This window comes from Halobaculum halobium, assembly GCF_030127145.1.
GTDB lineage: Archaea > Halobacteriota > Halobacteria > Halobacteriales > Haloferacaceae > Halobaculum > Halobaculum halobium.
In genome coordinates, this window is the sequence record NZ_CP126158.1 from 1895104 (window position 1) to 1919865 (window position 24762).

At 68.8% G+C, this 24762-nt stretch carries 26 protein-coding genes, 2 tRNA genes and 1 pseudogene; 21 read left to right on the forward strand and 8 right to left on the reverse strand.

What is annotated here, in order from left to right; genetic code table 11:
• Positions 1 to 122: 122 nt before the first annotated feature.
• The 3 genes from P0Y41_RS09890 to P0Y41_RS09900 all read left to right on the forward strand — a co-directional run bounded on the left by P0Y41_RS09890 (position 123) and on the right by P0Y41_RS09900 (position 2043).
• Complete coding sequence (locus P0Y41_RS09890; RefSeq protein WP_284061183.1) at positions 123 to 578, forward strand: TRAM domain-containing protein; 456 nt, start codon at positions 123 to 125, stop codon at positions 576 to 578.
• A 75-nt stretch (positions 579 to 653) separates the two neighbouring features.
• Positions 654 to 1148 (forward strand): Tfx family DNA-binding protein, encoded by a 495-nt coding sequence (locus tag P0Y41_RS09895; protein WP_284061184.1) that lies wholly within the window; start codon positions 654 to 656, stop codon positions 1146 to 1148.
• A 112-nt stretch (positions 1149 to 1260) separates the two neighbouring features.
• Positions 1261 to 2043 carry an SDR family oxidoreductase gene (locus P0Y41_RS09900; RefSeq protein WP_284061185.1) on the forward strand — a complete coding sequence of 261 codons (783 nt, stop codon included), beginning with the start codon at positions 1261 to 1263 and terminating at the stop codon, positions 2041 to 2043.
• A gap of 68 nt (positions 2044 to 2111) precedes the next feature.
• On the opposite strand, the gene P0Y41_RS09905 is transcribed toward P0Y41_RS09900, so the two are convergent.
• On the reverse strand, positions 2112 to 3200 hold the full coding sequence (locus P0Y41_RS09905; RefSeq protein ID WP_284061186.1) for a mannose-1-phosphate guanylyltransferase: 1089 nt from the start codon (positions 3198 to 3200) through the stop codon (positions 2112 to 2114).
• A 96-nt stretch (positions 3201 to 3296) separates the two neighbouring features.
• Positions 3297 to 3590, reverse strand: coding sequence for a DUF7091 family protein (locus P0Y41_RS09910; protein ID WP_284063397.1), 294 nt, complete (start codon positions 3588 to 3590; stop codon positions 3297 to 3299).
• Positions 3591 to 3800: 210 nt separating this feature from the next.
• Between P0Y41_RS09910 and P0Y41_RS09915 the strand changes: the two genes are divergently transcribed.
• The 3 genes from P0Y41_RS09915 to P0Y41_RS09925 all read left to right on the forward strand — a co-directional run bounded on the left by P0Y41_RS09915 (position 3801) and on the right by P0Y41_RS09925 (position 5853).
• Positions 3801 to 4739, forward strand: a complete 939-nt coding sequence (locus tag P0Y41_RS09915; RefSeq protein WP_284061187.1) for a replication factor A — start codon at positions 3801 to 3803, stop codon at positions 4737 to 4739.
• Positions 4739 to 5338, forward strand: coding sequence for an RPA family protein (locus tag P0Y41_RS09920; RefSeq protein WP_284061188.1), 600 nt, complete (start codon positions 4739 to 4741; stop codon positions 5336 to 5338). Before P0Y41_RS09915 ends, P0Y41_RS09920 begins: the two co-directional genes overlap by 1 nt.
• Before the next feature lie 95 nt (positions 5339 to 5433).
• Positions 5434 to 5853: a DUF8146 domain-containing protein gene (locus P0Y41_RS09925; protein WP_284061189.1), complete on the forward strand. Its 420-nt coding sequence runs from the start codon at positions 5434 to 5436 to the stop codon at positions 5851 to 5853.
• On the opposite strand, the gene P0Y41_RS09930 is transcribed toward P0Y41_RS09925, so the two are convergent.
• Entirely contained in the window at positions 5850 to 6158 is a 309-nt protein-coding gene (locus P0Y41_RS09930; protein ID WP_284061190.1) for a HalOD1 output domain-containing protein, read from the reverse strand. The two genes, P0Y41_RS09925 and P0Y41_RS09930, sit on opposite strands and share 4 nt — an antisense overlap.
• Positions 6159 to 6232: 74 nt before the next feature.
• On the reverse strand, positions 6233 to 6688 hold the full coding sequence (locus P0Y41_RS09935) for a DUF5814 domain-containing protein (RefSeq protein ID WP_284061191.1): 456 nt from the start codon (positions 6686 to 6688) through the stop codon (positions 6233 to 6235).
• Between the two features lie 200 nt (positions 6689 to 6888).
• Between P0Y41_RS09935 and P0Y41_RS09940 the strand changes: the two genes are divergently transcribed.
• A tRNA-His gene (locus tag P0Y41_RS09940) sits at positions 6889 to 6961 on the forward strand.
• 143 nt (positions 6962 to 7104) lie between these two features.
• Here P0Y41_RS09940 and P0Y41_RS09945 read toward each other — a convergent pair.
• Positions 7105 to 8292 (reverse strand): CBS domain-containing protein, encoded by a 1188-nt coding sequence (locus P0Y41_RS09945; protein WP_284061192.1) that lies wholly within the window; start codon positions 8290 to 8292, stop codon positions 7105 to 7107.
• 75 nt (positions 8293 to 8367) lie between these two features.
• Here P0Y41_RS09945 and P0Y41_RS09950 point away from each other — a divergent pair, with 75 nt between their 5' ends.
• From P0Y41_RS09950 to P0Y41_RS09960, 3 genes are all read left to right on the forward strand, one after another.
• Positions 8368 to 8811, forward strand: a complete 444-nt coding sequence (locus P0Y41_RS09950; protein ID WP_284061193.1) for a cupin domain-containing protein — start codon at positions 8368 to 8370, stop codon at positions 8809 to 8811.
• A gap of 170 nt (positions 8812 to 8981) precedes the next feature.
• Entirely contained in the window at positions 8982 to 11024 is a 2043-nt protein-coding gene (locus P0Y41_RS09955; protein ID WP_284061194.1) for a DEAD/DEAH box helicase, read from the forward strand.
• A 123-nt stretch (positions 11025 to 11147) separates the two neighbouring features.
• Complete coding sequence (locus P0Y41_RS09960; RefSeq protein WP_284061195.1) at positions 11148 to 11570, forward strand: DUF7539 family protein; 423 nt, start codon at positions 11148 to 11150, stop codon at positions 11568 to 11570.
• Between the two features lie 64 nt (positions 11571 to 11634).
• Here the strand turns inward: P0Y41_RS09960 and P0Y41_RS09965 are convergent, their stop codons facing one another.
• Positions 11635 to 12234 carry a DUF5789 family protein gene (locus tag P0Y41_RS09965; protein WP_284061196.1) on the reverse strand — a complete coding sequence of 200 codons (600 nt, stop codon included), beginning with the start codon at positions 12232 to 12234 and terminating at the stop codon, positions 11635 to 11637.
• Positions 12235 to 12393: 159 nt separating this feature from the next.
• On the opposite strand from P0Y41_RS09965, the gene P0Y41_RS09970 reads away from it, so the two are divergent.
• From P0Y41_RS09970 to P0Y41_RS10015, 10 genes are all read left to right on the forward strand, one after another.
• Positions 12394 to 14235, forward strand: coding sequence for an SLC13 family permease (locus P0Y41_RS09970; protein ID WP_345783206.1), 1842 nt, complete (start codon positions 12394 to 12396; stop codon positions 14233 to 14235).
• A 61-nt stretch (positions 14236 to 14296) separates the two neighbouring features.
• Positions 14297 to 14369: transfer RNA gene (locus P0Y41_RS09975), tRNA-Pro, on the forward strand.
• A 254-nt stretch (positions 14370 to 14623) separates the two neighbouring features.
• Complete coding sequence (locus tag P0Y41_RS09980) at positions 14624 to 16027, forward strand: selenium-binding protein SBP56-related protein (RefSeq protein WP_284061198.1); 1404 nt, start codon at positions 14624 to 14626, stop codon at positions 16025 to 16027.
• A gap of 6 nt (positions 16028 to 16033) precedes the next feature.
• On the forward strand, positions 16034 to 16351 hold the full coding sequence (locus tag P0Y41_RS09985; RefSeq protein ID WP_284061199.1) for a 2Fe-2S iron-sulfur cluster-binding protein: 318 nt from the start codon (positions 16034 to 16036) through the stop codon (positions 16349 to 16351).
• A gap of 486 nt (positions 16352 to 16837) precedes the next feature.
• Entirely contained in the window at positions 16838 to 18952 is a 2115-nt protein-coding gene (locus tag P0Y41_RS09990) for a minichromosome maintenance protein MCM (protein ID WP_284061200.1), read from the forward strand.
• Between the two features lie 6 nt (positions 18953 to 18958).
• Positions 18959 to 19243, forward strand: a complete 285-nt coding sequence (locus P0Y41_RS09995; protein WP_284061201.1) for a DUF7854 family protein — start codon at positions 18959 to 18961, stop codon at positions 19241 to 19243.
• 67 nt (positions 19244 to 19310) lie between these two features.
• Positions 19311 to 19649, forward strand: coding sequence for a DUF7855 family protein (locus tag P0Y41_RS10000; protein WP_284061202.1), 339 nt, complete (start codon positions 19311 to 19313; stop codon positions 19647 to 19649).
• On the forward strand, positions 19646 to 20566 hold the full coding sequence (locus P0Y41_RS10005) for a DUF7856 family protein (protein WP_284061203.1): 921 nt from the start codon (positions 19646 to 19648) through the stop codon (positions 20564 to 20566). The genes P0Y41_RS10000 and P0Y41_RS10005 overlap by 4 nt, the downstream gene beginning before the upstream one ends.
• 73 nt (positions 20567 to 20639) lie before the next feature.
• Positions 20640 to 21485 (forward strand): DUF7857 domain-containing protein, encoded by an 846-nt coding sequence (locus P0Y41_RS10010; RefSeq protein ID WP_284061204.1) that lies wholly within the window; start codon positions 20640 to 20642, stop codon positions 21483 to 21485.
• Positions 21482 to 22144 (forward strand): MinD/ParA family ATP-binding protein, encoded by a 663-nt coding sequence (locus P0Y41_RS10015; RefSeq protein ID WP_284061205.1) that lies wholly within the window; start codon positions 21482 to 21484, stop codon positions 22142 to 22144. Before P0Y41_RS10010 ends, P0Y41_RS10015 begins: the two co-directional genes overlap by 4 nt.
• A 91-nt stretch (positions 22145 to 22235) precedes the next feature.
• Here the strand turns inward: P0Y41_RS10015 and P0Y41_RS10020 are convergent, their stop codons facing one another.
• Entirely contained in the window at positions 22236 to 23096 is an 861-nt protein-coding gene (locus P0Y41_RS10020) for a transcription initiation factor IIB (protein WP_284061206.1), read from the reverse strand.
• Between the two features lie 167 nt (positions 23097 to 23263).
• On the opposite strand from P0Y41_RS10020, the pseudogene P0Y41_RS10025 reads away from it, so the two are divergent.
• Positions 23264 to 23778, forward strand: a pseudogene (locus P0Y41_RS10025) (DUF7858 family protein).
• Positions 23779 to 23873: 95 nt separating this feature from the next.
• Here the strand turns inward: P0Y41_RS10025 and P0Y41_RS10030 are convergent.
• The gene (locus tag P0Y41_RS10030) at positions 23874 to 24677 is read right to left on the reverse strand and encodes a P-loop NTPase family protein (RefSeq protein WP_284061207.1); all 804 of its coding nucleotides are present in this window, start codon (positions 24675 to 24677) and stop codon (positions 23874 to 23876) included.
• Between the last annotated feature and the right edge of the window lie 85 nt (positions 24678 to 24762).

Consider the following 24762-nt stretch of genomic DNA (forward strand, 5'->3'; position numbering starts at 1 on the left):
CGCGCCGAGCAAAAGCCCCTCGTCGCGTTCGCTCGATGGACCCGCGTCCTCGCTCCCGTCGCTCCGTACGGCCGACATAGACAGACGGAAGCGTTTAGACCGTGCCCGAGGTAGGACTCCGCATGGCGGACTGTCCACTTGCAGATGACTGCCCCCGGTTCTCCGAACGGATCCAGGGCATGGGCTGTCAGCACTACGGCGACCGCGGCGGCGCCGAGTGGTGCAGCGATTACAATATGCCCATCTCGGACCTGAAACAACAGCCTGTCAAACCCGGCGAAGAGGTCATCGTCGAGGTCGACGATATCCACGAGAGCGGCGCGGGCGTCGGCCGCACCGAAGACGGCTTCATCGTCATGGTCGACGGGTTGCTCCCGCCCGCGCGGGCGGTCGTCCGCATCGACCGGGTGAAGCAGAACCACGCCAAGGCGAAGCGGGTCATCGAGCGGCTTCCCGACGAGCCGGAGAGCGCCGAAGGCGACTCGGAGGTCGAGGGCGAGGAGCGGGAGATCGACGAGGAGACCGAAGCGAAGCGAGGCGAGCGACTCGGATCGCGCGACAACTTCTGGGGCTCGTAGCGCCGACCCGCCCCGGAGGTCGCGCCTGGACAGTCCGTACTATCCTTTTTGTGTGCCGGGGTCCGACTTCTCAGCATGACTACCGAGGGACCCCTCGACGCGGTCGACGTCGATGAACTGCTCGACCGCGCCGGCTTCGACGCCGATCGAAGCGTCCTCACCCGCCGGCAGGCGGAGGTGCTCGCGCTGCGCGAGCGGAACGTCAGGCAGGCCGACATCGCCGACTTGCTGGGCACCTCACGCGCGAACGTCTCCAGCGTCGAGTCGTCCGCCCGCGACAACGTCGAGAAGGCGCGCGAGACAGTCGCGTTCGCGGAGGCGTTGTCGGCGCCCGTCCGGATCGAGATCGCCGCCGGGACCGACCTCTACGACGTCCCCGATCGCGTGTACGACGCTTGCGACGAGGCCGACGTGAAAGTGAACCACACCGCGCCGGATCTGATGAAGCTCGTGAGCGACAACGCCGGCGACGCGGTCCAGGGCCGGGAGGTCGTCGCCCCGATCCTGGTCGGCATCACCGGCGCCGGCTCCGTTCGGGTCCGCCGATCGGAGCAGGCGAACGCCACGTGACTGCGCGCCCGCCCGGGGATCGTCCGTCGGACGAGCACCCCGCGATCACCGGACGACCGCACGTCCTGCCGGCTCTGGCGGCTTTTTGTACGCGTCGGACGGAGCCGCCGGTATGGATCTGCGACTCGACGGCGACACGGCGGTAGTGACAGCCAGTTCGAGCGGCCTCGGCTTCGCGTCGGCCGCGTCGCTGGCGGCCGACGGCGCGAACGTGGTGATCTGCGGCCGAACCCCGGAGCGCCTCGACGAGGCCGAGGCGGCGCTGGCGGACGAACCGGGCGAGGTGCTCGCGATCGAGGCCGACGTAACCGACCGCGGCGACGTGGCGGCGCTCGTGGAGGCGACCGTCGACGAGTTCGGCGGACTCGATCACGTCGTCACGAGCGCCGGCGGCGTGCCGCCGGGCACGTTCGACGACGCCACCGACGAGCAGTGGCGCGGCGCGTTCGACACCCTCGTGATGAGCGCGGTCTGGACGCTCCGGGAGGCGCGCCCACACCTGACCGACAGCGACGCCGGGACGGTCACGTGTATCACCTCGACCTCCGTCCGGGAGGCAATCGACGGGCTGGTGCTGTCGAACGCCGTTCGGCGGGCCGTCATCGGGCTCGTGAAGACCGTCTCCCGCGAGTGGGCGCCCGACGTGCGCGCGAACGCCGTCCTTCCCGGCGCCCACGAGACCGCCCGCATCGAGGAGTTGGTGGAGGACGCCATGGACCGCGGCGAGTACGACAGCTACGAGGAGGGGCTCGCAGACTGGGCCAGCGACATCCCGCTGGCCCGCATCGGCGACCCCAGCGAACTGGGCGACGCGGTCGCGTTCCTCGCGTCCGAACGCGCGTCCTTCGTCAACGGCGCCGCCCTCCCCGTCGACGGCGGCCGCCTGCGCTCGTAGACGCTCGCGAGCACGCGAGCGACCTCCTATCGCGTGACCCGCCCGCAGTCGGCGCGTCCGTCACCGCCTCAGAACCGTCCGGAATCCTTCAGCCGGTCGACCGCGTCGCGAACGCGTTGGGCGTCGTCTTTCGGAACGACGAGCACGCGGTCGTCGTACGCGACGACGCACAGTCCGTCGACGCCCACGAGCGAGACGTGCGTGTCGTCGCCGGCGACGACGTTCCCCGCGGCGTCGACGGCGAGCGCCTCCGCGCCGGCGTCGACGACGTTCCCGTCGCCGTCCGCGTCGAGGACGCGTTCCAGCGCGTCCCACGCGCCGAGGTCGTCCCACGCGAACGCGGCGGGCACCACCGCCGCGCGGTCGGCGCGCTCCATCACCGCGTAGTCGATGCTGACGGCGTCGACGGCGTCGAAGCCCGCCTCCGGGTCCGGATCGGGACCGTCGAGCGCGTCGACGAGCGGGCCGAGGGGAGTGTCGCGCGCCTGCTCGAACAGCGCTTCCGGAGTCCACGCGAAGATCCCCGCGTTCCAGTAGTAGCCGGCGGCGACGTACTCGCCGGCGGTGTCGGCCCCGGGCTTTTCGTGGAACGCGGCGAGATCGCGATAGCCGTCGGCGCCGTCCGCGCCGTCGCCGGCTGCATCGCCGCTATCACGCGCAGTCTCCCGCCGCTCGCCGGGCTCGATGTAGCCGTAGCCCGTCGCGGACCGGGTCGGCTCGACGCCGAAGGCGACCAGCCGATCGGTGCCGGCGGCGACGCGGGCACCGCGTTCCATCGTCGCCTCGAAGGCGTCGGCGTCCGGCACGTGGTGATCGGCGGGGAGGACAACGACGACCGGTTCCTCGTCGCCGCCGACGGCGTCGCAGGCGCGGTGGGTCGCGTACACGATTGCGGGGCCGGTGTCCTTGCCGGCCGGCTCGACGACGATCTCCGCGTCGGGGGCGTGCTCCGGTACCTCGTCGGCGAACTCGGGACGAGTGGCGACGAGCGTCGCGTCCGCGAAGCCCGCTCTGTCGGTCGTTCTGGCGAGTAGGCTCCGGTCGTCGTCGGGGTCGCCGAGCGCGAGGAACTGCTTCGGGCGGTCGCTGCGGGAGGCGGGATACAGACGTGAGCCGGTGCCGCCAGCGAGTATCACGGCGACGACGGGTCGATCCATACGCTCGCGTGGTCGTTGCCGGTGATAAGCGCGGTGGGGAAGCGCTGCCGACGGTCGGTCCTTCGATGTCCGTTCGTTTCGCTCGCGCGACCGCGCTCACCACGTCTGCACGCGCCCTTCCCGCACGTCCTCGGCACACCCCTCACAGTCCGGATGCCCGTCCTCGAAACACGCGGGCTGGCCGTCGCCGTTCACGGCGACGCGACGCTTCTCGGCGTGGCGGCGACAGACGATCCGGGCGCGGTCCTCCTCGTCGACCGGGAGGTCGAACTCACCGGCGTGGTTCTCCCCCCACTCGCGCCCCTCGTGGTAGGCGCGCTTGCTCCGCGCGTACTCGCGACCGGCCTTGCGCGCCTGCTGTTGGAGCACCCGTCGGAGCCTGTCGCCCAGTCCCATGACGGTACCTCCGGCCGCCCCGACTATCAGTCCGTTGCCGCTGCCGTCGCGGTGCACCCGGAAGTCCGCCGCGTCAGCCGCTCGTCCGACGGTCTCGTGCCGTCGAACGGTTTCACTTCCGCCGCGGTCACGGAATACTAAATAGGATCGCGAACCAACTGTCGTACGCCTCCCACCGAACACATACCCGGAGGCAGGAAAACCATGGCAGACTTGCAAACCCACGCGGAAGAGATACACGAGCAGTTTTCAGACCACTTGGACCTCACCGTCGAGGAGATCGAGGAGCGCCTCGCCTCGCTGGTGAACGAGTACAGCGTCCCCGTCGACGAGGCGCGCCGCAGCGTCGTCAACTCCTACCTCGACGAGGCGGGGATCGAGCGCGACGAGATCGGCTCCGGCGGCGCCGAGCAGGCGCTCGTCGGCGACATCGACGAGGACGAGCAGTGGGTCGACCTCCGCGTGACGGTGGCCGACCTGTGGGACCCCAACCACGACTCCATCGCACAGGTGGGCCTGCTCGGCGACGAGTCGGGTACGATCAAGTTCGTCTCCTTCTCCACGAGCGAGTTGGAGGAGCTCGAGGAGGGGCAGAGCTACGCCCTCTCGAACGTCGTCACCGACGAGTACCAGGGCAACTACTCGGTGAAGCTCAACCGGACGACGACGATCACCGAACTCGACGAGGAGATCGAAGTCGGCGACGACAGCGACGAGGTCGAGGGCGCGCTGGTGGACATCCAGTCCGGGTCGGGCCTCATCAAGCGCTGTCCAGCGGACGACTGCACGCGCGTGCTCCAGAACGGCCGCTGCAGCGAGCACGGCCAGGTCGACGGCGAGTTCGACCTCCGCATCAAGGCGGTGCTGGACGACGGTGACGCCGTCCAGGAGGTCATCTTCAACGAGGAGGCGACCGCAGAGCTCACCGGCATCGGCCTCGACGAGGCCAAGGAGATGGCCCAGGACGCCCTCGACACGACCGTCGTGGGCGAGGAGATGGCCGACCGCATCGTCGGTCGCTACTACCGCGTACGCGGTCCCACGTTGGGCCGGTACGTGCTCGCCGACGACTTCGAGGAACTGTCCGGCACTGACGACACCGTCGATGCCGAGTCGCTGCTGATCCGCGCGAGGTCCCTGTAATGAGCCAGTCTGTTCCCACCCGAGAGGTCGCACGCCGCGTGTTCGCGAGCGAGTACAACGACGCCAGCTACACGTTCAAGGAGTCCGACGACGAGCGGGCGCCGCTGTACCTGCTGCTCCCGACGGGCGAGCGCGCCAACCGCGTGTTCATCGTCGGCACCCTCACCGAGAAGGAGGACGTCGGCGAGGACAGCGAGTACTGGCGCGGCCGCATCGTCGACCCGACGGGCACGTTCTTCACGTACGCCGGGCAGTACCAGCCGGAGGCCGCCAGCGCCCTGCGCGAACTGGAACCGCCCGCGTACGTCGCGGTCGTCGGCAAACCGCGCACCTACGAGACGGACGACGGCAGCGTGAACGTCTCGGTCCGACCGGAGTCGATCACGACCGTCGACGCCGCGACTCGCGATCGCTGGGTCGCCGAGACCGCCGCACGCACGCTCGACCGCATCGAGGCGTTCGACGACGAGGGCAACGAATACGCGCGGATGGCACGCGAGCAGTACGACCTGCCCGTCGAGGAGTACCGCGACGCCGCCGTCGCGGCGCTGCAGTCGCTCGACGACGCCGACGAACTCGAAAGCGAGCCCCCGGCGTAAGCAGGGCCTTCATTTCCGATTTTCGCTCGGTCGCGAGCGATCCGTGGCACCGTCTGACGAACGATTAAGTAGCGTCACGAGCGAGTAGCCGGCAAATGGGGAGCAAGAACAAGACGGTCTCGTTCCGCGTCAACGAAGACGCGTTCGAGGCCCTGCGCGAGATCGCTGACGAGCGCGACCTGTCGCTGTCGGCGGTGTTTCGCGACTACGTGGACACGCTCGTCGCCCACGACGGGCAGGTCGAGGTCGTCCCGGAGCACCGCGTCGAGGAGACCGACACCGACGGGGAGTCGTTCCCCCCGACCGTCGAGGTGCCGAAGAGCTTCGTGCGAGAGCACGAGCGCCTGGAGCTGGAAGCGGAACACCTCCGCGAGCAGCTCGACGAGTACAAGGCGTTCGTCACCTACCTGCAGGACAGGCTGGAGGAGGCCGACGACGGCGAGGAGGTCGTGTTCCTGGAGGAACTAGACGGCGACCGCGAGCGCGACGAGGACGAGCCGTACCAGCTCGGCTAGTCGCGGCCGGCCGACGCTCGCTCCGCCACCTCGACGACTGCGGGTCCCGCCCCCGTGTCGGCGACCGTGACGACGTAGTCGCAGAACGTGAACTCGACAGCCAGCTCGGAGGACCCGTGCGCGAGCAGCGCGTGGAGCGCGTCGGCGTCGACCGAGTCGTACAGTCGCTCTTCGAGGTCGGCGGGCTCTGTTCCCTCGGCGGCGGCGACGCAGTCGAGAATCCGTTCGCTCGCGGGACTGTCGGCGTCCGGTCGGGAGGGATTCATCGGTTCGAGCACGGATAGCCGGTCGTGCGGGACCGACATGAAGACCGCGCGTCGCGAATCGCGATCAATTCCGAGTAACGCGGAGTCGCTCTGCTCGGGCCGGTAGACGGCGGCTATCGGGCCAGCGAGTCGTGCGCCTCTCGGGCGCGTTTTCTGGCTCCTTCAGCTCCCTCGACGGCCGCGAGCGACTCGGTCGCCTCCAGCGTGCGCACCGCGGAGTCGAGGAACGACAGCACGTCGCCCGGGTACGCGTACAGCATGTACTCGTCGCCCATCACGTCGACGATCGCGTCGGGACCCAGTCCCTGCGCGCGCAGCTCAAGGAGATAACGGATGAACTTCCGCTCGGGATGACCGCAGTACGGCGCGTCCTCACAGCCGCAGTCGAGGAAGTCCTCGGCGAACTCCAGGAGCCGATCGCGGGTCGACTCGTCGAGGTCGGCGAGGCCGTCGCCGGAGAACACCAGATCCAGCGTCGCCCCGGCGAACGCGCTCTTCGGGATGTTGACGTCGAGTTGCGAGGCGATCTGCCGGTGGTTCTTCAGGTAGATCTTGTCCGTGATGGCCACTGCTACCCGATCGTAGCCAAGCCGACGAGAAAAGCGCGACGGTCGCCCGGGGACCCCGGACGACGGTCTGCCGGTGGGCGCGGGCGACGACCCCGTCCGGTTGCTGGGCGCCCCTTTCGGCCGTGCGTGTCTCTCGCACGCAGGCGGACCCGCGGAGTCGTAACGTATTTGAATCGCACCGGGCTACCTACGGGTGCGTGTCCGGGTTGGGGTAGTGGACTATCCTTCAGCCTTGTGGAGGCTGAGACGCGGGTTCAATTCTCGCACCTGGACCTTCTGGCTGCGACCGAATGTGGGCAGCCGAACGTCTATGCAGAAGGGCACTGCAGAAGCGAGCGGAGCGAGCGAACCGACCGCGATCCGATTCTCACGCCCGGACTGTCTCAGGGTTTCGCGACGCGATACCCCCGAGCCCGTTAGACGCTCCGTCCGCCGATGTCCGGGAGCACACCGGTGTCGGAGCCCACACCGAGCGACTCCCGGCCGCCGCGTTGAATAATGTTGAGGGCGGTCATCAGGTCGGTTCGAGAGATGAGTCCGACTAACTCCCCGTCGGCGTCGAGGACCGGGAGCCTGCCGACCCCGCTCTGTTGCATGGTCTCCAGCGCGGTCAGGGCATCCGCTCCGGGAGTGACGCTGGCGATGTCCCGCTCCATCACGTCCTCGACGGTGTAGGCGTCGCGCTCCACCTCTCGGACGCCCTGTGCGTCCTCGAGCGTGACCATTCCGACGAGCCGTCCGTTCTTCAACACGGGATAGCCAGTGTGACGCTCCTGGAACATCCGCTCTATCAGTCGAGCGACGCTCGTGCGCGGTTCGACCGTCTGCAGGCTGTCGCGTGGCGTCATGATATCGCTGACTGACACGCCTTCGAAGGCGGCGCGCATCGTCGTCTGCTGCGCCTCGCTGGAGGCGGCGATGTAGATGAAAAAGGCGAGCCCGACGGTGAGCCAGTTACCGCCGAGCAGCCCGAACAGCCCGAGCAGGAAGGCGAACACCTTCCCGACCTCGGCGGCGATTTGCGTGGCCCGAGCGTGCGGCCGATTGCGCGCCAGGAGGGCTCGGAGGACGCGCCCGCCGTCCATGGGAAAGCCGGGGAGCATGTTGAACACCGCGAGTACGAGGTTCATCAGCGCGAGGTAGCCGACGACGAACGCGACCGTCGCTGGCAGGCTGACGCCGATGAGGACGGCGTACGCGACGACGCCGAGCGCGACCGACACCGCGGGACCCATGATCGCGACGGTGAACTCCTGTTTCCAGTCTTCGGGCATCTCCTCGAAGGAGGCGACGCCGCCGAACAGCCAGAGCGTGATCGCCTCGATCCGGTAGCCGTAGTGCATCGCGGTCAGCGAGTGGCCGAACTCGTGCAGCAGGACGGAGACGAACAACCCGACGGCCGCGACGGTACCGAGCACCCACGGGACGACTCCGCCGGTGAGTGCCTCGGCGGCGATCGGCACCCCGAACGTGTCGGAGACGATCCCGGAGAACTCCCCGACTTGACTCCCGATGAGATACGCGAACAGCGGAAGGATCAAGAGAAACGTCCAGTTCAATTGGATCGGGATACCGGCGACCCGCCCGATACGGATTCCTCGCATGCCTCGGGGTTGTCCCTCATTACGTATAAACCCGGCCGCCGGGACTTATGCCCTCCACGTCCGAACCACTCCGGCATGAGCGAGACTGATGCGACGACGGCGACCGGACCGGACCCCGCGGTGAAGCGCGGTGGCGACCTCGAGATGGCGGCGGTCGACGCGGGCGAAGGCATGTCGAAGGGCGTGCTCATCGACGACTCCGACGGCGCGCCCCACTTCGCGATGCGCCGGTTCGAACTCGCGCCGGGCGCGCGCGTTCCGAACCACACGAACGAGGTCGAACACGAGCAGTACGTGCTCGCCGGCGAGTACACGGTGGGGTTCGGGGCGGCGTCGGAGGCGCCTACCGAAGACGGCGAAGCCGTCGCACGCGAGGAACACAGCGTGAGCGCGGGCGACGCGCTGTTCATTCCTGCGGGCGTCCCGCACTGGTACCGCAACGACGGCGACGAGGAGGCCGCGTTCATCTGCGTCGTGCCGAACGGCGACGACACGATCCACGTGCTGGACGAGGAGTAGCCCGGTTCTGCGGTGTCGAGGGGTGCGGTGGGCGGGACTGAACGGGGCTCTCGGGGCGTTCGAGGGCGACGCGATCGGTACGCACGCCCGCGACGGCCGATCCCGACAGTACGCGGACGAGCCGAATCCCTGAAATACCGCATCCGCCTACCCTGTGCCAACTGAAGACCGTGTCCGAGCAACTCCCGCAGGTCGAGACCCTGTTCCTCCACGAACGCGACGGCGACGACGAGTTCACCGTCGTCGTCGAGCGCGACGGCTCGCGCGTTCTCCACGGCGTCCTCGAGCTGAAGGAAGCCAGTGCCGGCCCGCGCCCGCGTCGCTTTCGCGTCACGCAGAAGGGCGGCGAGGAACCCCGCCAGCCCGACCAGTTCGTCGAACTCGCGCGCAACGCGCGCCGCATCCGTATCTCCGAGCAGACGACCGCGCGGGCTCGCGACCGACTCACGGCGATGCTCGACGCCTATCAGATCGACGCCAAGCAGGTGCGTACCTGTCGCTACTGCGCGAACGCCGGGCGCTACTCCCCGGTCACGAGCGACACCGCGGTGAAGGCCGACCGAGACTGGATCTGCCCCGACTGCGCGAAACGGGAACTCGAACGCGAACTCTCCTACAAGGGGCAGTTCACCGGCAACGCCCAGGAGCGGCTGGAGGACCTCCTCTTCGAGGTACAGGACCTGGAGCGCATCACGAACCTCCTCCAGGGGAACCTCGACCCCGACCTCACGAAGTTCGACACCATCTCGGCGACGACCGACGAGATCGACCCGGTTCCGACCGACTCGCTGAACCTCCACCCCGCGCTGCAAGAGCGCGTCGAGGGGCGGTTCGACGAACTGCTGCCGGTGCAGAGCCTCTCGGTCGAGAACGGTCTGTTCGACGGCGACGACCAGCTCGTGGTGAGCGCGACGGCGACCGGGAAGACGCTCGTGGGCGAACTCGCCGGCGTCGACAACGCGCTCAACGGGAAGGGGAAGCTGCTGTTTCTCGTCCCGCTGGTCGCGCTCGCGAATCAGAAACACGAGGACTTCGAGGAGCGCTACGGCGACGTGCTCGACGTGACGATCCGCGTCGGCGCCTCCCGGATCAACGACGACGGCAACCGCTTCGACCCGAACGCCGACGTCATCGTCGGCACCTACGAGGGCATCGACCACGCGCTACGCACCGGCAAGGACATGGGTGATATCGGCACGGTCGTCATCGACGAGGTCCACACCCTGAAAGAGGAGAGGCGGGGCCACCGCCTCGACGGGATGATCTCCCGGCTGAAGCACTACTCCGAAAACCGGGGGTCGTCCGCGCAGTGGGTGTACCTCTCGGCGACCGTCGGTAACCCGGAGTTCCTCGCCGAGCGCCTCCGTGCGACGCTCATCGAGTTCGAGGAACGACCCGTTCCCATCGAACGCCACGTCACATTCGCCGACCAGCGCGAGAAGGTCGACATCGAACAGAAGCTCGTCAAACGCGAGTTCGATACGAAGTCTTCGAAGGGGTACCGCGGGCAGACGATCATCTTCACTAACTCCCGCAGACGCTGCCACGAGATCTCTCGGAAGCTGGAGTACGACTCCGCGCCGTATCACGCCGGGCTCGATTACAAGCGCCGCAAGACCGTCGAGCGCAAGTTCGGCAACCAGGACCTGGCGGCCGTCGTCACGACCGCCGCGCTCGCCGCCGGCGTCGACTTCCCCGCCTCACAGGTGATCTTCGACACGCTCGCGATGGGCATCGAGTGGCTCTCGGTACAGGAATTCGAGCAGATGCTCGGCCGGGCGGGGCGCCCCGACTACCACGACGAGGGGACGGTGTACGTGCTCGTCGAACCGGACGCGAGCTACCACTCCTCGATGGAAGGGACCGAAGACGAGACGGCGTTCAAGCTCCTGAAAGGGGAGATGGAAGACGTGACGACGGTGTACGACACCGCCTCCGCCGCCGAGGAGACGCTCGCGAACGTCGTCGTCGCCGGCACGGGCGCCAAGAAGCTCAACGACCGAATGATCGGCGAGGTCCCAACCACGCACGCGGTCGGGAAGCTGCTGGAGTGGGAGTTCATCGACGGGCTGGCCCCGACACCGTTGGGTCGCGCTGTCGCCGAGCACTTCCTCGCGCCCGACGACGCGTTCCGTATCCTCGACGGGATCCGGAAGGACCACCACCCATACGAGATCATCGGGGACATGGAGTTGGCAGACGAGGAACTGTAGCCGGGCGCGAGCCGCGCAGCGACCCGGTCGTTCGATCGTCGGATCGGATGCTGACTCCCGTCACGTTCTGGACGAGTGGGAGATTGTGCGCATCTTAATTGCGGTCGCTGCCGTCGTATGGCTATGGCCGACGCTCCCGACCGCCGACAGCTCGTTCTCGAGGTTCGATCCCAGCTCGACGAATGGACGGCCCGCGCCCGCAGCGAGGCGTACGCCGAACTATTCGAGGGCGACGATCCGGTTCTCTCCGCGGAGGAACTCCGATTGCTCGATGCGATCGACTCGCGCCTTGAGCGTCACGGCGGCGACGGGGTCTGGGGAACCGACCAGTATGGAATCCATTCGGCCGACGACGGGCAGTCGACCGACGCGCTCGGGGTCGTCTGCGTGTACCATCCGCAGGTGACGAGCGACTCGGTTCTCCGCGGTCTCGACGACCTCGACGACGAGACCGAAGAGCGGATCAACGCGGCGCTGTGGACGTACGCCGAGCGCGTCACGGAACGGATCGACGAACGGCTCGATGAGTATCTCGACCGCGGTTGATCGCGGCCGCGGATACGGAACCGGGCGCGGCTTCGGTTCGGTTACACGGGGCGTGCTGCTCTCGTTAGATGCCGAGCCACTCGTCGTTCCGGACCTCGTAGCCGTTCGCCCGACAGTACTCGGCGGCCCTTCGCCGGACCGACCGAGACCCGGGAAGGTCGCGGTCGGTGCGGATCTGCTCGACGATCCAGTCGGCGACGACCGGAATCCCCTCGTTTTCGTCGATCGGGTCGATATCCATGAGCTCCTGCAGCGTTCGCTCGTAGGCGTCTCGCTGGGACCCGGTGAGTTTCACTTCTCGAAGCGCCCCAACGGCCTCAACGATCCGCTTCATCGCCGCGGCGACCGTCGGCCGCTGTACCCGGACTCGGACAGCTGCGGGGGAGTCGAACACCTCCTCGTCGGTGTCGGGGAGCAGCGCCTCGACGGTGTATGTGTCGGCGCCCGCCGAGATCTCGCGTTCGCCGATCGCGTCGACGACCTCGGCTCCGGTTGCGGGGAACTCCAACGACTCGACGTCCCGTTCGATATCCGCGAGCACATCCTCGTCGACCGGCGGTTCCTCCTCGTCGTACCGCTCCAGATCCGTGGCGATGGCTCGCTCCCGCCGGCGCTTCTCGGCGTCGTGCGCCTGCTTGTCACGTCCGCGTTTGTCGTCTGCCATTCGTCTATCGTTGGCGTCCGGTCCGGATAACTCCGCGTCCGATTGTCGGACCGTACGAACGCCGGCCGCTCACACAGACGGACCCGAGTGCCGTGTCGCTCCGTTCCCGTGCCATTTTTCTTGTCCCCCGGTGTCGCATTTGGCGTGCTCGCGCCCGAGATCCTGTTCGTCTTCGCGGTGATCTTCGCGGCGCTCGTGCTGTTCGTTACTGAACCCGTCCCGGTGGACATCACCGCCATCGGGATCCTCGTCGCGCTGCTGCTCGCCGGACCGGTCACGGCCGCCCTCGCGGGCGCCGGCCTGCTCGCGGAGCCGTTCGAACTCGTCACCGTCGAGGAGGGGCTGTCGGGGTTCGCGAACCCTGCGACGCTGACGGTACTCGCGATGTTCGTCCTCTCTGAGGGCGTCCGGATGACCGGGATCGTCCAGCGCCTCGGCGGGTTCATCTCGCGGCTCACTGAGGATGACGAGTCCAAGCAGTTGGGCGCCACCATCGGCGTCGTCGGGCCGATCTCCGGGCTGATCAACAACACCGCGGCCGTCGCGATCCTCCTCCCGATGGTAATCGACATCGCCGAGCGGGGCCGCACGTCGCCGTCGAAGCTGCTGCTCCCGCTGAGCTACGCCTCGATGTTCGGCGGCACGCTCACGCTCATCGGCACCTCCACCAACATCCTCGCGTCAGACCTGTACGCGACGCTGGCGCCGGCGGACGTGGCCCGCCAGTTCGGGATGTTCGAATTCCTCCCGCTCGGGCTCGTCCTGCTGGTCGTCGGATCGGCGTACCTCCTCACCGTCGGGCGGTGGCTTACCCCGGCCCGGATCAAGCCGCGCGCAGACCTCACCGAGGAGTTCCAGATGGCCGATTATCTGACCGAGGTCGTCGTCCGCGAGGACTCCCCGCTCGTGGGACAGCGCGTCGAGACGGCGCTCTCAGAGACGGCGTTCGACATCGACCTCGTCCAACTCGTCCGCAACAACCGGACGTTCCTCGAACCGTTCGGACAAAAGGAGATCCGCGCTGGCGACGTGTTCGCCGTGCGAACCGACCGGGGGACGCTGGTCGAGTTGCTCGACGTAGAGGGGCTCGACCTCATCCCCGAGGTCGTCGACGAGGCCGAATTGGAGACCGCAGAGGAGGCGCAAAACCTCGTGGAGGTCGTCGTCGCCCCCGGATCGTCGCTGATCGGCGAGTCGCTCGCCTCCGCCAGCTTCCGCCAGCGCTACGACGCGACCGTGCTCGCCTTCCGCCGTGGCGGTGAACTGGTCCGCCAGCGGATGGACCGAATCCCGCTCCGCGTCGGCGACACCCTGCTCGTGCAGGCGAGTGAGGCGTCCGTCGAACGCCTCGACACCAACCGGAACTTCATCCTCGCACGCGAGATCGAGACGCACGACTACCGGCGCTCGAAGACGGTCGTCGCCGCGGGCATCGTCGGACTCGTCGTCGGCCTCGCCGCCGCGAACGTGCTGCCGATCGTCGTCTCGGCGCTCGCGGGCGCGCTCGCGATGGTCGTCACCGGCTGTCTGAAGCCCAGCGAAGTGTATGATGCCGTCGAGTGGGATGTGATCTTCCTGCTCGCGGGCGTCATCCCGCTCGGCATCGCGATGCAGACGTCCGGCACCGCGGGTCTGTTGGCGGACGCGATCGTCGCGAGCGCGGACGTCCTCTCTCCGGTGATCCTCTTGGGCGCATTCTACGTCGTGACGGCCCTGCTGACGAACGTCATCTCGAACAACGCCAGCGTCGTGCTCATGATCCCGGTGGCCCTTCAGGTGGCCGCGGCGCTCGGCGCCAACCCCCTCGCGTTCGCGATGGCGGTGACGTTCGCGGCCTCGACGGCGTTCATGACGCCCGTTGGGTACCAGACGAACCTGTTCGTGTACGGCCCCGGCGGCTACCGCTTCACCGACTACGTGCGCGTGGGAGCGCCGCTGCAGGCGCTGTTCGCGGTCGTGACGACGCTCGGGATCCCGGTCGTGTTCGGGTTGGGGCTGTGAGGCGGCCCCGGGTCGGAGCGAACGGAACCGTTTAGTTCGGGCGGCAGGGACATACCGGTGAGGGACCGTGGGTTAGCCTGGTATACTTCGGGCCTTGGGTGCCCGTGACCCCGGTTCAAATCCGGGCGGTCCCATCCGTTTTCGCGCCTTTAGTATCCCGAGCCACCGGTGTGTGTCGTACACCTGCCCGTGCGGTCGGATATCACTGGCGGCGGGAAGCGCACGTCAAGCAACGAAACTCGGCCGATCCGACGGTGGTTGATAGCGCGTGATCTCGACACGCTACCGATCGACGCCGGTGAACGCGACGGAACCCTACCGCGGAGTGGGTTGGCCCCAATCATCCTACACTATTATTCATGATTGCCTCGAACCTGTCAGTACAGCCATGAGTACTGACGACCCCGATCACTCCGCCGACGCACACGGTCACGAGCACCGCGAAGTAGCGGGGCCGGGGTATCCGACCCCGGCGGCGATGCGTACCGAATCGGACCGCGAGAAGACCGCCTTCGTCATGTCGCTTCGAGTCGGGATGGACGTTGACGGCCCCGACTTCGTCGGTGTCGTGGACGTCGACCCCGACTCCGACACCTACGCGGAACTGATCGACACCGTCGAGATGCCGAACAAGGGCGACGAACTCCACCACTTCGGCTGGAACACCTGTTCGTCCTCGTGTCACGCCGAGGGGCTCACCCGGGACCACCTGATCGTCCCGGGGCAACGCTCCTCTCGGATCCACATCATCGACGCTGCCGACCCCCGGACCCCGGAGATCGAGCGGGTGATCGAACCCGAGGAGGTGTTCGAGCACGACCTCTCGGCGCCGCACACGGTCCACTGCGTCCCCGAGGGAAAGATCGTCATCAGCATGCTCGGCAACGCCGACGGCGAACTCCCCGGCGGCTTCCTCCAACTCGACCAAGACGACTTCTCCATCGACGGCCACTGGGAGGTCGACAGCGGTCCGATGGAGATGAACTACGACTACTGGTATCAGCCCCGCCACGGGGTGATGATCTCCAGCGAGTGGGCCGCCCCGGAGACGTACTACCCGGGCTTCGACCTGGAGGACGTGGAGGCTGGCAAGTACGGTGACAGCATCCACATCTGGGACTGGGAGACGAGGGAACACCGACAGACCCTCTCGTTCGACGAGGAGGGGCTGATCCCGCTGGAGGTGCGGATGCCCCACAACCCCGAGGAGACGGAGGGGTACGTCGGCGCCGCGCTCTCCTCGAACATCCTCCGTTTCTGGGAGGCAGACGATGGGACCTGGGACTGGGAGAAAGTCATCGACATCGAGGACCGCGAACATCCCGACTGGGACATGCCGGTCCCGGGCCTCGTGACGGACCTGCTCGTCTCGCTGGACGACCAGTATCTGTTCTTCTCGAACTGGCTCCACGGCGACGTGCGGATGTACGACGTCAGCGACACGGGGAGCCCCCGGCTGGTGGACCAGGTGTGGGCCGGCGGCAACTTCGGCGACCGACAGACGGTCGGCGACTACGACATCCGTGGCGCCCCGCAGATGCTCCAGCTCTCCCGCGACGGGCGCCGTCTCTACTGGACCACGTCGCTGTTCTCCACCTGGGACAACCAGTTCTACCCCGAGATGGGCGAGGAGGGGTCGCTGATGCTGAAGGCGGACGTGCATCCCGAGGAGGGACGCATGGAACTCGACGAGGAGTTCGTCGTCGACTTCGGCGACGCGCCCGGCGGCCCGGCCCGCGCCCACGAGATCCGCTGGCCCGGCGGCGACTGTACCAGCGACGTCTGGCAGTAGCCGCCGATGCCGCATGCGGTCTCTCTGGAGTGGCGAGACGGCCGAGAGGCGACCGTCGAGGTTGAGGAGGCCGAGACGGTCATCGACGCGACCGAGCGTGCGGGGCTCGGCGTCCCCTACGGCTGCCTGTACGGCGCCTGCGCGACCTGCACCGGGCGCCTGCTCGAGGGTGACCTCGTCCACGTCAAACGCCCACGGGGGTTGAAGCCCCGCCATCGACAGGACGGCTACGTCCTGCTGTGTGTGGCCGAACCGCGCTCCGACTGCCGGATCGAGGTGGGTGCGGAGATACAGGCCGACCTCGTGGCGAACCCGTGGAAGTGAGACCGATCCCCCGACGCGCGGCCGCCGCCGCAACGGATCCCCCTCGTACTCGTCGGGGACGTCCTCCTCGTAGTCGACACCCCGAAGGCACGGCGTCGGTAGGTTGCGGGCGCCGTGCCGGCGGAGGCCATCTCGCCTCGAAACGAGACCGGATACGGACCACAGTCGAACACGGCATGGCGCGCGAGAGACGAATCCGACCAGATCCCGCTGTTCACTCGCAGGAGCGGATCCGATCGGCCTCGTACTCGTCGCGTTCGCCGGGACTCGATACACGCTTCAACTCGTCCGCCGAGTGGGTCAGACACGGGGATCTCACTCCGGAGTGTGGCTCCTGACCGGTGGAACCGAGACGGCAACCGGGCTGAACACTCCGAGTTCGACGAGCGCTGGCCCGACGGCAACTTCACCAGCCCTCGGGCCAGGGGCGATCACTTCCACCGAGAGGCGACAGTTCTTACCCGATGAGGGAGCTACCTCTGTGCAATGAGTCAGGTCTCCGAGGGGCAGGACGTCGACGCGTTCCTCAGTTTCTACCGGACATACTACGCCGACGAGATCGCGCGCCTCGCCCAGAACTACCCGAAGGAGAAGCGGTCGCTGTACGTCGAGTACGACGACCTGTACACGTACGACGCCGACCTCGCCGAGCGGTACCTCAACCGCCCCGGCGAGATGCAGGAGGTCGCCGAGGAGGCGCTGCGCACGTACGACCTCCCCGTCGACATCTCGCTGGGACAGGCGCACGTCCGTCTGCGAAATCTCCCGCGCGAGAACACCATCGACATCCGCGGCGTCCGCGTCAGCGACGACCACATCGGCTCGATGGTCGCGGTGATGGGGATCGTCCGGAAGGCGACGGACGTGCGCCCGAAGATCGTCGAGGCGGCCTTCGAGTGCCAGCGCTGCGGGACGATGACGTACATCCCGCAGAACGACTCCGGCTTCCAGGAGCCTCACGAGTGCCAGGGCTGCGAGCGACAGGGCCCCTTCCGCGTCAACAACAACGAGTCGAAGTTCATCGACTCCCAGCAGCTCCGGGTGCAGGAATCGCCCGAGGGACTGCGCGGCGGAGAGACGCCCCAGAGCATCGACGTGAACCTCGAGGACGACGTCTGCGGGCAGGTGACGCCGGGCGACCACGTCACCGTCGTCGGCCGTCTGGAGATGGAGCAGGTGACGAGCGGACAAGAGAAGACGACCGTGTTCGACCCCTACATGGAGGGGGTCTCCGTCGTCATCGAGGACGAGGAGTTCGAGGACATGGACATCACCGACGCGGACAAACAGGAGATCATCAAACTCTCCGAGGAGCCGGACCTCTACGAGCAGATGATCGCCTCGGTCGCGCCCGCCATCTACGGCTACGACCAAGAGAAGCTCTCGATGATCCTCCAACTGTTCTCCGGCGTCACCAAGCACCTCCCCGATGGATCGCGTATCCGCGGCGACCTCCACATGCTGCTGATAGGGGACCCCGGAACCGGGAAATCGCAGCTGCTGTCGTACATCCAACAAATCGCGCCGCGCTCGGTCTACACGTCGGGGAAAGGCAGTTCGGCGGCGGGGTTGACCGCAGCGGCGGTACGCGACGACTTCGGCGACGGCCAGCAGTGGACGCTGGAGGCGGGCGCACTGGTGTTGGCAGACAAGGGGATCGCGGCCGTCGACGAGCTGGATAAAATGGACAGCTCCGACCGCTCGGCGATGCACGAGGGGCTCGAACAGCAGAAGATCAGCGTCTCGAAGGCCGGCATCAACGCGACGCTGAAGGCGCGCTGTTCGCTACTGGGCGCGGCGAACCCGAAGTACGGGCGCTTCGACCAGTACGAGCCGATCGGCGAGCAGATCGACCTCGAACCCGCGCTCATCTCGCGGTTCGACCTCATCTTCACCGTCACCGACAGCCCCGACCCGGAGCACGACTCCCGGCTGGCGGACCACATCCTGACGACGAACTACGCGGGCGAATTGAACACCCAGCGCACCGAGGTCGCCAGCTCGGAGTTCACGCAGGCGGAGATCGACGACGCGACCGAGGACGTCGCACCCGCGATCGAGGCCGACCTCCTGCGCAAGTACATCGCCTACGCCAAGCGCAACTGCTACCCGACGATGACCGACGAGGCCAAAGGGCAAATCCGTGAGTTCTACGTCGACCTCCGATCGAAGGGCGCCGACGAGGACGCGCCCGTGCCCGTGACCGCGCGGAAGCTGGAGGCGCTCGTGCGCCTGTCGGAGGCGAGCGCGCGCGTTCGCCTCTCGGACACCGTCGAGGAGTCCGACGCCGAGCGCGCGATCGAGATCGTGCGCTCGTGCCTGCAGGACATCGGCGTCGACCCCGAGACCGGGCAGTTCGACGCCGACGTGGTCGAAACCGGGACCTCGAAGAGCCAGCGCGACCGGATCAAGAACATCAAAGAGCTGATCGGCACCCTCGCCGAGGAGTACGAGGACGAACCGGGCGCGCCCGTCGACACGATCCTCGAGCGGGCCGACGAGGTCGGGATGGACGCGGGCAAGGCCGAACAGGAACTGGAGAAGCTCAGAACCAGAGGAGAGATCTACGAACCCCAGCAGGGGTACGTGCGGACCACGTGACCGCCGATGGACCGCATCTCCGCCCTCCGGAACGTCGAGGACGCCATCCGCGCGTTCGAGGACGGCGAGGCCGACCTCGCCGACACCGAACAGCGCGTCGCCACGGTGCTGCGCACCTACGCGACGGAGTTCGAACGCGACGACCGCCGCGCGTACCGCGTCGTCGCCGGCCCCGGTGAGGGGCGCGTCGTCGTCGCCGACGCGCCCACTGAGGCCCGCGAACAGGTCGCCGCGCTCGCGGCCGTCGACGACGAGGTCGCTCCCGACGACGTGACCGTCGAACCACTGTAAGCCGCGGCGGTCTCGACTTCGATACGCGGCTCCGTAGGTTTATATTGCATTTCGAACCTGTGAGCGTATGCTACTTGTCGTGACGTACTCTCGCGGGGCGCGGACGACGCTCCGAAACGTCTGTCGCAGCCACGGCGACACCGTCGTCCGGCGCTTCGGCCGGGCGGCGCTGTTCGCGGAGACGGAGCTGGGTGCGTTCCTCGCGTGTCGGCTCCGAGCGAAACACGGCACGGACGTCCAGGTCGAGCGCACGGAGCCGTTCAACGAGTTCGCCGCCGTGCGGCCGGCGGTCCGCGAGGCCGCCGTCGCCTACGAGGGCCGCGACGCGCCGAGCACGCCGTACGCCAAGTTCGCCGTCGGCGCCGACCATCCCGACCCGGCGACGATGCGCGACGCCGAACTGTGACGCGGGAGCTCGTCGACCGTCTTGACCCGCCGACGTCGGAGGTCATCCGACGCGCCGCCGCCGAGGGCGACGTAGCGCGGGTCTGTGCCGCGCTCGGACTCGACCCGGAGGACCCGCTGGCGACGCTGACGAACCGGCCCCCGTCATTGTGGCACGCGCTCGCAGCCGCGGCTCGCGGACGCGGTCGCGATCACCGCGCGGACGACGACCGCGAGCGCCTCCGGTCCGAACTCGACGCCGTCTCTGCGACCCTCGACGCCGCAGGGGACGCGAGCGAGGCACTGGCGTCCGCGCGGCGTCGTGCGGCGGCGGCCGACAGCGACGTGGAGCGCCTGCGCGAACGGGCGGCGACGCTCCGCGGGCGGCTCACGCAGGCGCGGGAGGGAACCGGACCCACCTCTGCCGATCTCGGTCGATCCGGCGACCCCGCGGATTCCGCCGATCCCGATGGGGACGCAGCGACCGTCGAATCGCTGCGGGACGACTTCGCGGCGGCGACGCGGGCGCTGACCGAGGCGGAGACCGAGCGCGTCGCGGCCGAACAGGCGCTCGCCCGCGCCACGGAGCGCTCGCGATCGGTCCGCGACGCTCGCGAGCGCCGCCTGCGTCTGCGTGACGCGCTCGCCAACCGCCGTCGAGAGGCGCGCCGCGACCTCGCTCGGGCGGTGTATCCGGCGTTCTCGGACGCTATCTCGGCGTTCCGATCGGACGTTGCCGGCCATGCTGGCGACCCCGTCTCCGGTGGGATCGGCGACGGTCCGGGCGAGTTCGAGGGCGATGCGGTCGTCGCGCACGCGGCCGCGGTTCGCATCGCCCGACGGAGTGACCCGGTGGTCGTCGCCGCTGACTGTTTCCCCGGTCGCGAGGTGGCGCGCGAGTGGCTCGGTTCGCCGGTCGTATTCGTCGGGTCCGACTGACCGCCGCCGGCAGAGGGAAACGGCGACAGGGGACAGGCGGACGTTTATCGCCGATGACGGGACCACCGACCGTATGCCGGTCTCGCTCGACTCCACGGTCACGACCGCCGACGGCGTCGCGCTCGTCGCCGTCCGCGTGCGGAACTCGGAGCCTGTCGCCCGCCGCGTCACCGTCGCGAATCTCCTCTCTGGGCCGGTGCTCCCGCCGAGACGGCACGGCACGCCCGAACCCGGGTGGTCCGTCGACGGCTACGCAGGCGTCGTCGACGCGCACGGTGAACTCGCGCTCGGATACGCGTGCCGAGTGGACGGCGGGGCTGAAAACGACTCGGACGAAGCCGACGACGAGACAGACGGAGCCGCCCACCGCGACGCGCACACCCTTGACACTGAAGCCCCGGTCGAACTCGCCGACGTGTCGGACCCGTCGTCGGCCCAGACGGACTCGCTGGCGGACGCGCTCGCCGATTTGGCGGACCACAGGCCGCCGCCGGACGCGGTCACCCCGGTGACTGATCTGCCGGCTCCGCCAGCTCCGCCGGATCGGAACGGAGAGGCTCCCCCGAATCCGACGCCGGACGCGGCCGCCTCCACCGGCGGAGCCGCGGCCACCTCGAGGGAGGAGGTCGGCGAGTCGACGGTCGCCGGGCCACCTCCCGCCTCGGCTGCGCTTCCGCCCGCGGTGACACGCGTTCTCGACGAGGCCGACGCGCGGGTCTCACGGGCGGAAACGCTCGCGACCGGACCGGTGGCGGATGCGACGGCGGTGCTCGAGGCCGGTGTCGGTCCCGCTGGATTGGCGGGGCTCGTCGCAGACGACGCTCGATCGCTGGCCCGGATCGCGGAGCGAGCCGAGTCGCTGGCCGAGCGGGCGGACGCCGTCGACGTGCCGACGGACACGCTGGAGCGACTCGCGTGATCGTCGCCGTCGCCGGCGGGAAGGGCGGCGTCGGGAAGTCGACGCTGGCGTACAACGTCGCGGGCGCGCTGGACGCGCTCGTCGTCGACGCAGACCTGGCGATGGCCGACCTGCCGGGGGGTTGTGAACGTGGTCCCGATCTCCACGACGTCCTCGCCGACCGGGCGACGCCCGCGGAAGCCGTCCGGCCAGGACCGGTGGACGTGCTTCCGTGCGGTCGAACGCTCGCGGGCGCGCGGCTGGCGGACGTCCGTCAGCTCCGCGAGGCGGTGACCGTCAAGGCGTACGAACACGTCGTCGTCGATTCGCCCGCCGGGCTTCGCGTCGACGCGGGCGCGCCTCTGGCCGTCGCCGACGGCTGTCTCCTCGTCGCGTCGCCGACGCGGTGGGCGCTGGCGGACGCGATGGCCGCCCGGGAGTTGGCCCGCGAACTCGATTGCGGGCTCGCGGCCGTCGCGCTCAACCGAGCCGTCGAGGAGCCACCGACGCGGGCCGTCGGACGCGAACTCGGCGCCCCGGCGACGGCGGTGCCGGCCGACCCGCGGCTGGAACGATCGATCGCGGTCGAGACACCGGTGGGGGCGACGGCCCCTGATTCCGCCGCGGCGCGGGCGGTCGACGAACTCGCCGAGGCCGTCCGGCGCTGTGGGGTCGCGTAGGAGGAACCCGCTGCTCCCGGTCGATCCTGAGTGAGGGCGTCGGTGGTCCGACTACGGACCCCGCGACGAGCCAGACCGCGATGCCGTTGATCTACTCCTCCCGAAGCTCGACGTACGACGAGCGGAGCGTGACGGGTGTGACGTCGGCGACCTCGGCCGCAGCCGCCTGCGTGCAGTCGGCGCCGGCGTCGCGCGCGGCGGCGTACAGACACGCCGCGGCGACGCCGCAGGGGTTACGGCCGTTCGTGAGCCCGTCCGCGCGGGCGGCGCTCAGGTACTCGCGGGCGGCGCGTTCGACTGCGGCACCGAGCCCGAGCTCCGTGGCGAATCGCGGGAGGTACTCGATCGGGTCGATCGGCCCGACAGGGAGTCCGAGCTCGCGGTTCATCGCATCGAAGGCCGCACGGAGTTCGTCGGCGTCGGCCTTCGCGTCGGCGACGAGTTCTCCACGGCTCCGAGAGACGCCGGCGACGCGACAGGCGACGTACACCGCCGCCGCGGCGAATCCCTCCAGCGAACGCCCGCGGAGCAGGTCGGCGTCCTGCGCTGACTCGAACAGCGAACACGCCTGGTCGCGCAGTGAGTCGGGCAGCCCGGCCGACGAGACGATCCGACGGATCTCCGTGAAGCCGTACACCTTGTTGCGGTCCCGCTTCGAGGCGATTCGCGCTCGGGTGTGCTGTCTGCGCATCCGCGCCCACTGCCGACGCTTGCGACCCTTCACGCGGGTGTGTCCGATCTCGGTGGAGAGCCCGCGGTCGTGACGCGACCGCGTCAGCGGCGCCCCCGTTCGTCTGGGGTCGTGGTCGTCGTCGGCGAAGCTTCGCCACTCGGGTCCGCGGTCGATGCGGTCCTCCGAGACGACGAGTCCGCACTCGCGGCAGACTGCCTCGTCGCCGTCCGCACGCACTCGACCGTCGCATTCCGGACACGCCGTCGTACTCGTTGCCATACTCGAACGTCGGTCCCGAACCCATACTTAGGTGTGGGGGGATCCGCCGTGTTCGGCCTGCTCGACCGCGCTCGAACGTACCGATAACCGGTACGTTACAGGCTGAACCTCGTTGTCGTAGCGATTCGAACGCACGAATTTATATCGAATGCCGGCCGAGGGGCGGTATGGCGCTCTCCGACATCGCGGCCGGCATCGAAGTGACCGCTCGCCAGGAGGCGCGCGGCGTCGCCTCGGTGGACGACACCGGGGGCGATCTCGCGGCTCGGCTCGCTCCGCACGCCGACGCGCTGGCGTGTACGCCGGAGGCGGCCGCGGTCGTTCTCACCGAACACGCTCGCGGCCGCAGCGTGGGTTCGAGCGCGCGAGCGGCCGGCGTCGCCGCGATGACGGCCGCGAAGGTGCTCCACCGCTGCGGCGTACAGGGGTCTCTCCGCTCGCGCCGACCGCGCGCCGCGTAGTCCGCGACTGGCTGTCGGGCGACGTTTCGCGCGCGGACGCGCTCCAGTTGACCGGCGGCGACGAGGCGGCGTTCGCACTCGCGAGCTACGTCGAGTCACACGAGTCGATCCCGGAACTGGCCGACGTCGCGCGCGGCGCGTTGGCCGACGGCGGCAACGCAAGCGTGGAGAAACGGGACGCGCTCGGCGAGACGATGAGCTCGGTTTCGGACCTGCGCTGACTCCCGCGGCGAGGGGTCGGTTGTCAGCGCTGCGCGCGCGTTCTCGACGGACGGTAGTTCCTCGGCGATCAGCGCCCCCGTTCGCTGGCCCCCGGTCACTCCCTACGGCGGACGCGGTCGACACCGGCGTTGATGCGACCGACCACGCCGCGGTCCGCGAACTCGATTCCGAGATCCGTTCCGAACAGGCGCTCGGTCGCGGCGACGACGCCGGCGGCGACCGCGCCCGACCCGAGACACGCCGGTGCGGCAGTGAACTCCTCCGGTCCCCGAGGGATCATCGCGTCAGCGCCGTCAGCGCTGTCTGCATCACTCCCGTCCTTCCCGCTCCGTTCGTCAGATCCGGGGACGGCGACCGCAACGCTCGCGGGATCGCTGTCGGGCGCGTCGATGTCCCGGAGCACGTCCCGCTGTCGCCGCCGACCGTCGGCGCCGTGTTCGGTGTCGGGCGCGACGATGGCGACGCGGTCGACGGCGTGGATCGCGGCGATCGCCGGGTTCGCGGCGACCGGCGGAACGTCCACGACGACGTGGTCGAACCGGCTGACTGCCTCCGCAACGCGGTCTGCGAGCACCTGTGCCGCCCGCTCGTCGGTCGCGCGGGCGAGGCGTTCGAACGGCGCGTGCGCCGGTGCGAGCGCGACTCGCCCGTCGACGGCCACGTCGAGGTCGTACAGCCCGTCGGCGAGGGCGCGCTCGGGATCGAGACACATCGATGTCAGGTCTGGATCGACGCGGCCCGAAACGAACTCGCTGAGCCCCTGCGTGGCGTAGGCGGCGTCGAGGACGGCGACGTCGCGGCCGCCGCGGGCGAGCGCGGCGGCACACTCCACGGTCGTTCGGGTCGTGCCGGCGCCGCCGACGGCACCGACGAACGAGAGCGATCGGATGCTGGCCATACGGCGCCTGTGCCCGCATCCGATAAATAGTTGCGTAAAAAGTGAGCTCGGAACAAGCGTGACGGCCCGGTCGCCGCGGGCCCCG